The organism is Enterococcus saigonensis (assembly GCF_011397115.1).
Taxonomy (GTDB): domain Bacteria; phylum Bacillota; class Bacilli; order Lactobacillales; family Enterococcaceae; genus Enterococcus_C; species Enterococcus_C saigonensis.
Genome location: NZ_AP022822.1, coordinates 731,539 through 744,324 on the forward strand (window position 1 = coordinate 731,539; position 12,786 = coordinate 744,324).

Below are 12,786 nucleotides of genomic sequence, written 5' to 3' on the forward strand. Positions count from 1 at the left end.
AATATGTACGTAGGGTTTGATATTGGTGGAACAACTGTGAAATACGGTGTGTTAGATGAAACAGGAAATATTCTAGAAAAAGCTGCAATTCCGACAAATTATGATTTAGCCGAGTTCTTAGATGAATTAGTAGCAATTGTTGAAAAAGCGCAAGAACACTATAAAAAAATGGATGGTATTGGAATTAGTGCACCAGGTATTATTCAAAAAGATGGCTATATGCAGACTGCCGGTGCGATAAAACCTTTTTATGGTGCCAATATCAAAGTTGAGTTAGAACGACGTACCGGTCTTGCGGTTTCAATTGAAAATGATGCGAATGCTGCAGCAATCGCAGAACGTTGGATCGGCAATGCTATTGGTTTGGATAATTATTTGTGTATTGTATTGGGTACAGGTATTGGTGGCGGTATTGTTATTAATGGAGAAGTATACCGCGGAGCGCATGGCATGGCTGGTGAATTTGGCTGGAGTATTATAGATACTCTACCAAAGATTGGCGATATTGAAGAGGTGTCATGGAATAAGCGTGCAGCAACAGTTGGTGGGCTTTGTTATCAATATAATTTAGCGCAAAAAGCAGCCGATAAGAATGCTATAGATATTTGGGATGCACGGGAAATCTTTGCCAAAGAAGCAGCAGGCGAAACACTAGCGCTAAAAATTGTCGATCAGTTTTTAACCGATTTAGCAGTCGGAATGCTAAATTTAATCAGCTGTTTTGATCCAGAAGTGATTTTATTTGGCGGTGGCATCAGCTCCAATAAGGAGTTTAATGAACGCTTCCAAATGAGACTAAGTGAAGTAATGAACCGACATGAGTCAATTTATTATTTAAAAGATCAAACAATCGCAGCTGTACGTCCGGCTAAATTACAAAATGATGCCGGTATGATTGGTGCTGTCTATCAAATTCATCGGCAAGTGACGAAAAAACAGGTTATTTAATTGCTCCATTAGCCTTAGAGTGCTTAAAAAATACAAGAAAACAACAACATTTATGGAATTGCAATAGTTGTTTTTATCAGTTACCTCCTTTATTTTTTTAAGAATTGCGAATTTTTTTAAAAATTGGTATTGACCTTTGCGAACGTTTTCTTTATAATGACGAATGTAAATAATATTATTTCATGTGACTAGATAATACTAGGCGTGGAAAAACTTGCTTCAAGCGGTAGTTTGAAGTCGGTTTTTTCACGTCTATTTTATTTCATTAGTTACACAATACTTTCTAAATCTGCAGAGGTGAACCATGAAAGTTAAAAAGTTATTAAATCAAAATGCAGTTTTAATCGATGACGACGGTCAAGAAAAAGTTGCAATTGGAAAAGGAATCGGTTTTAACAAGAAGCGAAATGATCTCGTTTTCGCAAAAGAAGTCGAGCGAATGTTTATTATGGAACCTGACTCTCAGATGAAATTACAAAATCTGTTAAATCAAATTGATGAGAAGTTTTTATTTGCCGCAGAACATATCATCAATCATGCAGAAATGGTATTAATGGAGAAACTAAATGAGCATGTCTTAATTGCTTTAACAGATCATTTGGCATTTAGTGCAGAAAATATTAGTAATGGAATTATTGTCCGCAATAAATTACTTAAAGAAATTGAAGTATTGCACAAAGAGGAGTTTGGGATTGCACAGTGGGCTGTAGATTATTTAAGCAGTGAACTTAAAATTCCATATAGTTATGATGAAGCAGGCTATATAGCTATCCATTTGCATAGTGCACGAAATGGTGAAAGAAATAATCATCGTAGTATCCGGGAAGTTACGATTGTTTCAGAAATTATGAATCTTATTGCTAAAGAACTACAAATTGATTTATACACAGAAGCAATGGCACTGAATTACTCGCGTCTAGCCAATCATTTACGTTTATTATTACAGCGTTATCAAAAGCAACAATATGCTGTTTTAGATGATGAAATTGTTGAAATGGTACGTGAAAAGTATCCTGAGAGTTATGAAATTGCAAAGAAGGTCCGGGTGATGCTAATTAAACAGTATCAGTTAGCAACTTCTAGTGAAGAATTAGGCTATATTGCAATTCATATTGAAAGATTGAAACGCGTAGCCTATAAAGAAGAGGAGAATTAATAATGAAAGCATATTTACAACGAATTGGTCGTTCTTTGATGTTACCTGTAGCAACTTTACCCGTAGCTGCACTTTTTATGGGGATAGGGTATTGGATTGATCCAAGTGGTTGGGGTGGAAATAATATTTTAGCAGCCTTCTTAATTAAAGCAGGCGGTACTATATTAGATAATTTAGGAATTTTATTTGCTGTCGGTTTAGCTTATGGTATGTCAAAAGATAAAGATGGTGCCGCAGCATTAGCTGGTTTGGTTGCGTTTTTAACACCAATGACATTAGTAAATAGTGCAGCAGTTGCTCTATTTACTAAAGTAGATGTTGAAAAGGTTAATGTGGCTTTTGGTGCAATTAATAATAAGAATGTATTTATTGGAATTTTAGCAGGTTTAGTAGCTGCAGCAATGTACAACCGCTTTAGCGGTGTCAAATTACCAATGGCGTTATCCTTTTTCAGCGGCAAACGTGCTGTTCCAATAGTGACTGCTGGATTAATGGCCATTATTTCTGCATTATTAATATTTATTTGGCCACCAGTTTATAACGCATTGGTTGCTTTTGGTGAAATGATTTCAAGTATGGGACCGCTAGGAGCAGGGTTATATGGTTTCTTTAATCGCTTGTTAATTCCAACTGGATTACACCATGCACTAAATAATGTATTCTGGTTTAACTTAGCTGGAATTGACGATATTGGTAAATTCTGGGCAAGTGAGGGAACAAAAGGTATCACTGGTATGTATCAAGCTGGATTTTTCCCAGTCATGATGTTTGGATTACCAGCAGGGGCATTAGCTATTTATCAATGTGCAAAACCTGAAAAGAAAAAAGTTACAGCTTCATTAATGGTTGCAGCTGCTTTTGCTTCATTTTTTACAGGTGTTACAGAGCCGTTAGAATTTTCATTTATGTTTGTTGCCTGGCCTTTGTATGTTGTTCATGCCGCTCTAACAGGAATTTCAATGTTTATTGCTGCGGCATTTCATTGGACTGCTGGCTTTAACTTTAGCGCGGGTTTTATTGATTTCTTCTTAAGTTTACGCGTACCAATCGCAAATAAGCCATATATGTTAATTGTTTTAGGGTTGATTATGGCAGTTGTTTACTATGTAACATTTATGTTTGTGATTAAAAAATTCAATTTGATGACACCTGGTCGTGAAGAAGATGAAGAAGAAGCGACAGAAGATATAGATCAATTTGTGGCTGCAGGAGATGATAAGTTTGCAGTACTCGCTAACCAAATCTATAACGCATTAGGTGGTGCGTCAAATGTTACCTCAATTGATAATTGTACAACTCGTTTACGTTTACAAGTAAAAGATACTGGAACTGTTGATCAAGGAAAAATCAAACGAACAGGAATGCCAGGTGTGAAAGTAATTGATAATAATAATATTCAAGTAATTGTCGGGACAGAAGTACAATTTGTAGCAGATGAAATGACTCGTCTACATCATGGTGGCGTAAAAACATCGACAGCTGTTAAGGATGAAGTAGCAAATGTAAAAGCGATTATTAAAAAGCAAGATGTTTTTGCTATCAGTGATGGGACAGTTAAAGATATTACTTTAGTAAGCGATGATGTTTTTTCACAAAAAATGATGGGTGAAGGATTTGCAGTTACGCCAACAGAAGATGGTGTATTTACACCAGTAGCTGGTACGATTACGAGTGTCTTTCCAACAAAACATGCAGTAGGGATAAAAGCAGATAATGGTTTAGAAATTTTAGTGCATATGGGAATTGATACAGTTAGTTTAAAAGGAGAACCATTTACTGTTTTTGTAACAGAAGGACAAAAAGTTGGACGTGGACAAATGTTAGCTAAAATGGATTTAGCAAAAATAACTGCTAGTGGCAAAGATACAGACATTATGGTTGTTTGCACTAATAGTAATGAATTGGCTCATTTAAATGTAACCTCTCAAGTGGTGAAGGCAAATGAAGTTATTGGTACTATAGAAAGCAAATGAGTATTGCTTATGCAAAAGAGAGATTGAGTTTACTCAATCTCTCTTTTTTTAATTATTTCTATGCAGTATTGTTCCGCTCTTTTGCAAAGACTGGCTCTGTGTTAAAATTAGCAAGTATGAATAAATTAAGAATAGGTGGCTTTTTATGAAAAAAATCATCATTAATGGTGGCCGCAAGCTTCAAGGGGAAGTAACAATTAGCGGAGCCAAAAACAGTGCTGTTGCACTAATACCTGCTGCAATTTTAGCTGACTCACCTGTTGTTTTAGAAGGTGTGCCCGATATCAATGATGTCCATTCCTTGATGGAAATTTTAGAAATTATGGGAGTCAAAGTAAAATTTGAAAGTAACACCATGACTATTGATCCAACTGAGATTGTTTCCATACCAATGCCAAGTGGAAAAATTAACAGTTTGCGTGCTTCTTATTATTTTATGGGGGCTTTGCTAGGCAAATTTGGGGAAGCTGTTGTTGGATTACCTGGTGGTTGTTATTTGGGACCTCGTCCAATTGACTTACATGTCAAAGGTTTTGAAGCTTTAGGAGCGAAAGTTACCAATGAACATGGTGCAATGTATTTAAGAAATGAAAATAAAGAGTTAAAGGGTGAACGCATCTTTATGGATGTCGTCTCAATCGGCGCAACAATCAACGTAATGTTAGCCGCGGTGAAAGCCAAAGGACGAACAATTATTGAAAATGCCGCAAGAGAACCAGAAATTATTGATGTTGCAACCCTTCTTAATAATATGGGGGCAAAAATTCGTGGTGCTGGTACCAATGAAATTAGAATTGATGGTGTAGATGAATTACATGGATGTCGTCATTCTATTATTCCAGATCGTATTGAGGCCGGAACATATTTGGCTCTTGCTGCTGCATGTGGCAATGGGATAAAAGTTCACAATGTTATCTATGAACACTTAGAAAGCTATATTGCAAAATTAGAAGAGCTAGGTGTGCCAATGGAAATTAGTGAAGATACCATTGAAGTTTTCCCCGTTGAAAAATTAAATCCTGTCCACATCAAAACGTATCCCTACCCTGGTTTTGCAACGGATTTGCAACAACCAATTACACCACTACTAATAAAAGCCAATGGTACTTCTGAAATTATCGACACAATTTATTCCAAACGAATCAATCACATACCTGAACTAGTCCGTATGGGTGCTGATGCACAAATAGAAGGAAATATGATGATTTTAAATGGACCTCAAAAATTACATGGTGCAGAAGTTATTGCCTCAGATTTAAGAGCAGGAGCTTGCTTAGTTATTGCCGGACTAATGGCAGAAGGCACCACCACAATTACCAATGTTGAATATATTTTACGCGGCTATGACCATATCGTAGACAAATTAACTGCTTTAGGCGCTGATATTCAAATGCTAGAAACAGAACGTGAGGATCTTGCATGAAAAAAGACTATTTAACGATGGCGGAGCTAGAAAATAGCACGCTAAAAGATATTTATCAATACGCAAAACAATTCAAAATTCCTTATTATAGCCAAATGAATAAAAAAGAATTGTCTTTAGCTGTCATTCGTGCACAGGCAGAAAAGCAGGGCTTCTTTTACATGGAAGGGGTTTTGGATATCGTTGGTCAAGACGGTTATGGGTTTTTACGTCCAATCAACTACGGCCCTAGTGCAGAAGATATTTATATTTCCTCTTCGCAAATTCGTCGTTTTGGTCTTAGAAATGGGGACAAAGTTGCCGGAAAAGCTAGACCACCAAAAGAATCTGAGCGTTATTATGGGTTGATGCATGTGGAAAGTGTTAATGGGAAAGACCCGGAAGATGCAAAAGAGCGCCCGCATTTCCCTGCTTTGACACCGCTTTATCCAGATCGACAAATAAAATTAGAGACTAAACTGGGACGTTTGGCAACCCGAATGATTGATATTTTTGCGCCAGTTGGCTTTGGACAACGTGGTTTGATTGTTGCACCACCAAAAGCAGGAAAAACCAGTATCTTAAAAGAAATTGCCAATGGTATTACCGATAATTACCCCGATGTAGAATTAATTGTGCTCTTAATTGATGAACGCCCAGAAGAAGTAACGGACTTAGAACGCAGCGTAAAAGGAGATGTTGTTTCGTCAACTTTTGACTTACAACCACAAAACCATACGCGGGTTTCCGAACTTGTTTTAGAACGGGCAATGCGTTTAGTGGAAGATAAACGAGATGTTGTAATTTTGATGGACTCTATTACCCGTTTAGCTCGAGCTTATAATTTAGTAGTACCGCCAAGCGGCCGTACATTAAGTGGGGGGATTGACCCTGCTGCTTTGTATAAACCAAAAAAATTCTTTGGGGCCGCGCGTAATATTGAAGAAGGTGGTAGTTTAACGATTCTGGCAACTGCTTTAGTAGATACGGGTAGTCGCATGGACGATGTTATTTACGAAGAATTCAAAGGAACTGGGAACATGGAGTTGCATCTTTCACGGGAACTTGCTGAACGCCGTATCTTCCCAGCGATTGACATTAAAAAATCAGGTACCCGTAAAGAAGAATTGCTGATGAAAGATGAACAATTAGAAGAGACATGGAAACTACGTAATAATATGATAGGAGATTCTCTTGAGTACACCGATCAGTTTGTTCAATTTTTGAAAAAAACGAAAAATAACCAAGCCCTCTTTAGCACTTTTAAAGAAGTTTCCTTTGGTAAAAAAACACCGCGAAGAAATGTAAAAAGATAATTGCATCTATGTTTAAAACATGATAGTATATTCTTGTTGTAAATTAGACAAATAACTCTGGCGCAGCAAATGAACCAGGGCAAAGGAGCGAAAGTAAATGAAAGCAGAAATCCATCCAGATTACCATCCAGTTGTATTCATGGACTCAACTACAGGTTTCAAATTCTTGTCAGGTTCTACTAAAACTTCACAAGAAACAGTTGAATGGGAAGATGGTAACACATACCCTGTAATTCGGGTCGAAGTTACATCTGACTCACATCCATTTTACACTGGTCGTCAAAAATTCACACAAGCAGACGGACGTGTGGACCGTTTCAACAAAAAATACGGTCTCAAAGACGCAAACGCTGCACAATAAGAAAAACGCTGATATATCAACGTTTAGCAGACTATCTGATAGGGATAGTCTGCTTTTTTTCGCTTTTGACCATACTTTTGACCTTCTGCAAACTTCCTTGTTTTTCCTCTGTGGAACTCATGAAATCCGCAAAACGATTTGCCGTTTCTTCCGTCTGTTTTTTTGTGACATGGGTGTAGATATCCATAGTCGTTTTAATATCTGTATGTCCTAACCGAACTTGAACTTCTTTAAGAGAAGCTCCGGATTCAAATAGCAGACTACAATGGGTATGACGAAAACCATGAGGTGTGATACGTTTTAAGTTATTTTCATTTATGATGATTTTCAAGTTGTGATTTACATAGTCTAAATAAAGTGGCTTATTTTCTTCTGATACAAATAGGAGCTGTTCACCATTCTTTGTTGGTTTAATTCCCATTTTTAGAAAATATTCTTTTTGCTTTAATTGCCATCGCTTTATTACTTGTAAGGTTTCAGAGTCTATCGAAATTGTTCGAAGACTTTTTTCTGTTTTTGGGACTTGAAATTTAATTTCCCATTTGTCACATGTGGCTAGGGTTTGTTTAACAGAGAGTGTGCTTTTCTCAAAATCAATGTCTTTCCAACGTAAGGCTAAAAGTTCACCTTTTCGTAACCCGGTAAAAGCTAAGATCCGAAAAATCGGATAAATCGGATCAGGATAGTTTTTGGCAATTTCAAGGAATTCCAATAGTTCTTCCTTTTCATAGTAGGGTGCAGAATAGCGCTCTTCGTCAATCTGTTTCTTACGTTTAGGACGAATCACAGCATCCATGGGATTACTTCGGATGAGCCGTAAACTCAGAGCATACTTGAAAACAGATGAAGTTAAACCAATCAAGTTGGAATATTTTTTGTAATAGCTATACCAGTGGTTTACCTGTTTTTGACAATAAGGAATTGAAATTCTCGAGATTTTCAAATTTCCAAAAAGAGGAAAGATGTGCTTTTTATAAGCCAATTTTTGGGCGACATAGGTACTTTCACGAACCGTGTTTTTATATTGCTCAAACCATTCATCTGCCAGTTCTGAAAAAAGACGTTGTGAATTGGTCACCACATCATTTTCTTCTACTTGTACCATCAAGCGATTATAAGCCTTCTTAGCTTCTTGCGGTGATTTAAAACCACGTTTGGTGGTGTATTTCTTTTTTCCTGTAACCGGATCAATGCCGAGATATGCTTTAAACATATAAGCGATTGTGCCATTTTTCTTTTTATATTTCTTTATCATAAATTTCTCCCTTGATTCACTCGCCAGTATATCAAAGAGAAGGTTTTCTCCTTTCTTATCGGTATCATAGTCAGCGAAAACAAGTAAGTCAAGGTTAGATTTTTAGACTGTCTAAATAAAGTTTTACATCTTCACGATCAAAGCGGGTTTCTTTACCAAAAGGAATGACTTTCAACCCATGATCAATCCAATTATTGAGGCGTGTATCGCCAATCTTTAGTTGTTGTTTTAATTGTTTCCTCGTCGGATAGGGTGGTAACTCGTTTAAGTTTGGGTATTGTGCATTTTCTTCCTCAATTTTTTGCTTCGTTAATTGAACAAGTTCTTCAATTATTTCTTGATTAAATTCAATCGGTACAGTAACAGTCATATTTTTACCTACTTTCGAGATTCATTTTTTTATTTTTGTATAGCGAACAATGCTTTCTTGAAAATCCATCCCTTGTTCAGGATTTCCACCTTCATTTATCGCACTGTAAAATATCGGACGTCTTACGAGATACTCATTGGTATAAAGTACGTCTTGATTTGTGGTATCAAAAGGTTGATCCACGAGTTGCTTTGTGACGTTGGGCACTTTGAGGTTGCGCGATTTGAAGAACGCCTTTTTTTTATGCTCTTTCAAATCCAAGTCTTTATCGAAGTATTTACTAATATAGCGTCCACGATTTTCGATACTATCCACATCAATCTTGTTGATTTTGATAAATCCATGTCCCCAGATAGTAGTAAGACGATTGATGGAGATAAAAGGAAAGTCAAACAGGATGATGTGATAATGGATGGCACCTCGTTCTTGTTTTTCCCACGTGGCTAGGTATTTTAGATTTGCTTTTTTTGTGTGATAGAGTTCGTAGTTTAGTCGTTTGATAAATTTTTTAAATTCATTATTCGCATAGGCAATGTCTTGAATGTTTTCTCTGAAAGTGAGGGTTAAGAATTTCGTCTGATTGTCAAAGTTCATATCCACGAGTCGGGCAATTTCAAAACGCATATTTTGATAGTATTTTTGTTTTCGTTTTAAGCTGTCGTATTGCCCTTGAGCGGATAGTTCATCATAGTTTTTTCTTTTATCGCTAGTTGGATTTTCTTCTTCATAAAGCCAAGCTAATTCTTTTTTTCGTTTTGGATTGGTTTCAATATTTCCTGTTTTTTGTTTAGGAGTAATGATTGCTTCATAATCATAAATTTCAAGGTACGTGGGAGTCTCAATGATTTTCTGATTATAAGCTTTCAAAAATCATCACTCCTTGATGTATATTCAGTTGTCAAAGAACCATCATTTTTCGCCTGATGTTGTTCTATAAATCAAGTTAAGGGGAAGTCCTGCAAAGCAGTCCTTCCAGCCTATGGATTTATTGGGCGGTCTTAACGGACAGAAGCGGCTCTAGGGCGCTGCCCCGCCGTTTCGTCCTAACCACCCAACAAACCCATAGGAAAATTAGTTTTGCGTAGTGTTACCTTGTTTTTTTGGAATCAAAGTTGCCGCATCTGCCGTGGCCGATAAGCCATAGCTAACGAATTGACCGTTGGAGCGCCCCCAAGGCGAAATCACTAAATTGATAAATGTAACCATGGCTAAGCCTTGTTGGGTAAGTTCTTCCGGAGTGATTATAGGATTTTCAGATTTGACTTTGACACTGATTTTCTCGTAGCGGAGTTTTGGTAGGATACATTCATAGCTCCAACCTAGAATTTCCCCATCTTTCTGCCAGCGAGTAACATTGACGACTTGGTATTCTTTTTCGAGTTTTTCTTTTGGTAAAGTGAGATCATTGATTTTGATTGGCATAATAGCCCTCCTTTTGTATATACGATAATTTATACGATTGATTTAAAAAAATATAGACGGCCATCTATGATTTCTATTTTATACGTTTGTTTATACGAAGTCAAGTGATTTTATCAAAAAGTGTATACGAAATTTTATACGAGTGATATAATAAGTAAAAATGATGAGGAGGAAATAAACGATGTTTGGTTTATTACAACCTGATAAAGTGAAAGTGGGACAGCGAATTAAGGAAATAAAAGAGAGTATGAATTTGTCCTTTACGGAGTTAGGCAATCGCTTGGGTGTAAAGAAACCAACGATTAGCTCCTATGTTCAAGGCTATGCGCTAGCTCCTGAAAACGTGATTAATCAATTGTCTAGTATTAGTGGAAAACCTGTAGGCTGGTTTTATTTTGGTGAGATTGAAGAATATATTGCGGACTACTTGCGGTTAAAAGGGCAGAACAGGATTGTGCAAGAACATCCGAAAGTTGTGAAAGCAATCAAAGAAGAGTTTTACACTGGGGAGTTTAAAAATCCTGCCTGGGAAAATGAAGTTGGTTATCCATGTGAGGAGTTTATGGATGATTATTTTTATGAACTGCAACAAGAAGTCATTAAAGAAGAAATTAAAAAAATGGTACGTGATCATATAAAAAATTTACCGATTGCCGATGAATTATCTAGACAGAGGAAAGATGAGGCAGTCACCGTTATTACGAATGGAATCATCGAATATATGGATGTAGCCGGCGAATTTAATTATGAAAAAAAAGATGATATGATTAAACTGGTTAAGCAGGAAGTCGATAAGTACGATTTTTTTGCGAATAGTAATTTTGAAAATAAATATTTGATTGGGAACTTAATCAATATACTTTCTGACAATCAACAGACTGTTCACTTACTTAATCATTTGTCTGAAGAGTTGACAGGTAGGACGTTTACAGGATTGTTTGGTGGGGAAGAGTTGGTGGAGACGGTTCAGATGTTGCGTCCGGCGTTAATTAAGTTGTATGGGGAAGTTAGTGGAAATCAGGTTGAGAATTGGTTTGGAAAATAGTAAATTTCTTGCTATAAGTGATTTTTTAGTTCGATTGTTATTAACGTCGGAAAAACGATGACAAAATGGTCAATATAGAAATTTGACACACTGGACTATAGATTATGCTAAGAAGTACAACGGAAAGAAAAAATTTAATCTTTCGAAAAATAGTATTTAGATTGCTAAATAGTTAGGCGTATATGACTATAGAATAATTAATATTTAAAAAAATAGTTATAAAGTATTAGTTAATTAGATAGAGGTAGTATTGAAAAAAAGAACTAGAATAATACACGCAAAAGGAGATAAAAATGGTTGTAGATGACACGACTATCAACGATGCCTACAAATTTGTAGAAGATCATCAAAATGATTCAGACGAAAGACAACAAGCTCAATCTTGGATTAAAGACTTTTTGGAAAAGGTGTTTCATATTAATCCGAGAAAAGTTAATGCCGGATTTGAATGGCGAGTTAAAGCTGGCAAACATCAGCAATATGTTGATCATTTACTTAATGGCATACTTCTAATTGAAATGAAAAGTAAAGGAAAATCTCTCGACAAAGCTAAGTCTCAAGCTTATAACTATGTTATGAAATTAGGAGAAAATGATGTACCTAGATATGTGATGCTTTGTGATTTTGAAATAATAAAAATATCAGACTTGGACACTGGATCAGAAATTACATTTCCTGTGAAAGAACTCACTTCTCATATTGGAGTTTTTGATTTTTTAAAAGGTAAAGAGATAAGGATTACAACACCACAGAGCCCAGTAAATGTTAAAGCGGCGAATTTACTCGAAACATTACATATAATGCTTCGCGAAAAAAATTATCCACGTAATGCTACTGAACTATTAATGACAAGAATTGTTTTTTGTATGTTTGCTGATTATACTGGAATTTTCGAAGAAGGTCAGTATAGAAGCTATATTTTGAAACATACTAAAGAAGATGGATCAGATATTGTTGATAAATTGGGTTCACTATTTATAGTATTAAATACTCCAGAAAATGAAAGGTACCAACAAGGAGATTTAGAGGACTTTCGATATATAAATGGTGGATTGTTCGATGTACAGATACCTACAGGAATCAGGCTAAATAAGGAAATAAGAAATATGTTATTAGAAATATCGCAACTAGATTGGAGCCAAATTAGTCCTATTATTTTTGGTTCTATGTTTGAAGGTGCGATGGATGTCAAAAGAAGGCGTGATTTAGGTGCGCACTTTACTTCTGAAGTTAATATAATGAAGGTATTAGACTCACTTTTCCTTGATGATTTAAATACCGAATTTCAAAATATATGTAATTTAAAAATAGGGAAATTAAATAAGTTAAACGAGTTTCATAAAAAAATATCTAATTTAACATTCTTGGATCCTGCCTGTGGGTTTCGTGTCATAATAATGACACAGGCAAATAGTCAAGTAAATACAAGGGTTTTAGAGCTTCTACCAAAGTTTAAAATCAAAAAAATGAATCGTTGGTGTGCTGTTTAGAGCAGTTATTATGAAAATAAATGTTGTAAACAGTACATCAGCATAAAG

The 12,786-nt window shown here is 35.9% G+C and carries 12 protein-coding genes; 8 read left to right on the forward strand and 4 right to left on the reverse strand.

The genetic code is table 11. The features are described 5' to 3' along the window. Window positions 1-3: 3 nt before the first annotated feature. The 6 genes from EsVE80_RS03365 (at window position 4) to EsVE80_RS03390 (ending at window position 7,156) form a co-directional block, all read left to right on the forward strand. Window positions 4-948, forward strand: coding sequence for an ROK family protein (locus EsVE80_RS03365; protein ID WP_173102481.1), 945 nt, complete (start codon window positions 4-6; stop codon window positions 946-948). Window positions 949-1,252: 304 nt separating this feature from the next. After that, the gene (locus EsVE80_RS03370; RefSeq protein WP_173102482.1) at window positions 1,253-2,104 is read left to right on the forward strand and encodes a PRD domain-containing protein; all 852 of its coding nucleotides are present in this window, start codon (window positions 1,253-1,255) and stop codon (window positions 2,102-2,104) included. 2 nt (window positions 2,105-2,106) lie between these two features. Continuing rightward, window positions 2,107-4,077: an N-acetylglucosamine-specific PTS transporter subunit IIBC gene (gene nagE, locus EsVE80_RS03375; protein WP_173102483.1), complete on the forward strand. Its 1,971-nt coding sequence runs from the start codon at window positions 2,107-2,109 to the stop codon at window positions 4,075-4,077. A 145-nt stretch (window positions 4,078-4,222) separates the two neighbouring features. Beyond that, the gene (locus EsVE80_RS03380; protein WP_173102484.1) at window positions 4,223-5,500 is read left to right on the forward strand and encodes a UDP-N-acetylglucosamine 1-carboxyvinyltransferase; all 1,278 of its coding nucleotides are present in this window, start codon (window positions 4,223-4,225) and stop codon (window positions 5,498-5,500) included. After that, window positions 5,497-6,795, forward strand: a complete 1,299-nt coding sequence (gene rho / locus EsVE80_RS03385; protein ID WP_173102485.1) for a transcription termination factor Rho — start codon at window positions 5,497-5,499, stop codon at window positions 6,793-6,795. The genes EsVE80_RS03380 and rho overlap by 4 nt, the downstream gene beginning before the upstream one ends. 97 nt (window positions 6,796-6,892) lie before the next feature. Continuing rightward, window positions 6,893-7,156, forward strand: a complete 264-nt coding sequence (locus EsVE80_RS03390; protein ID WP_173102486.1) for a type B 50S ribosomal protein L31 — start codon at window positions 6,893-6,895, stop codon at window positions 7,154-7,156. Window positions 7,157-7,187: 31 nt separating this feature from the next. On the opposite strand, the gene EsVE80_RS03395 is transcribed toward EsVE80_RS03390, so the two are convergent. From EsVE80_RS03395 to EsVE80_RS03410, 4 genes are all read right to left on the reverse strand, one after another. After that, window positions 7,188-8,411 (reverse strand): tyrosine-type recombinase/integrase, encoded by a 1,224-nt coding sequence (locus tag EsVE80_RS03395; RefSeq protein ID WP_232061265.1) that lies wholly within the window; start codon window positions 8,409-8,411, stop codon window positions 7,188-7,190. Window positions 8,412-8,505: 94 nt separating this feature from the next. Continuing rightward, window positions 8,506-8,781, reverse strand: coding sequence for a DNA-binding protein (locus tag EsVE80_RS03400; protein WP_173102487.1), 276 nt, complete (start codon window positions 8,779-8,781; stop codon window positions 8,506-8,508). Between the two features lie 21 nt (window positions 8,782-8,802). After that, window positions 8,803-9,648: a rolling circle replication-associated protein gene (locus tag EsVE80_RS03405; RefSeq protein WP_173102488.1), complete on the reverse strand. Its 846-nt coding sequence runs from the start codon at window positions 9,646-9,648 to the stop codon at window positions 8,803-8,805. Window positions 9,649-9,852: 204 nt separating this feature from the next. Beyond that, on the reverse strand, window positions 9,853-10,203 hold the full coding sequence (locus EsVE80_RS03410; RefSeq protein ID WP_173102489.1) for a hypothetical protein: 351 nt from the start codon (window positions 10,201-10,203) through the stop codon (window positions 9,853-9,855). 181 nt (window positions 10,204-10,384) lie between these two features. Between EsVE80_RS03410 and EsVE80_RS03415 the strand changes: the two genes are divergently transcribed. After that, window positions 10,385-11,248 (forward strand): helix-turn-helix domain-containing protein, encoded by an 864-nt coding sequence (locus EsVE80_RS03415; protein ID WP_173102490.1) that lies wholly within the window; start codon window positions 10,385-10,387, stop codon window positions 11,246-11,248. Window positions 11,249-11,541: 293 nt separating this feature from the next. After that, the gene (locus EsVE80_RS13830) at window positions 11,542-12,738 is read left to right on the forward strand and encodes a type IIL restriction-modification enzyme MmeI (protein WP_173102491.1); all 1,197 of its coding nucleotides are present in this window, start codon (window positions 11,542-11,544) and stop codon (window positions 12,736-12,738) included. Window positions 12,739-12,786: the final 48 nt, after the last annotated feature.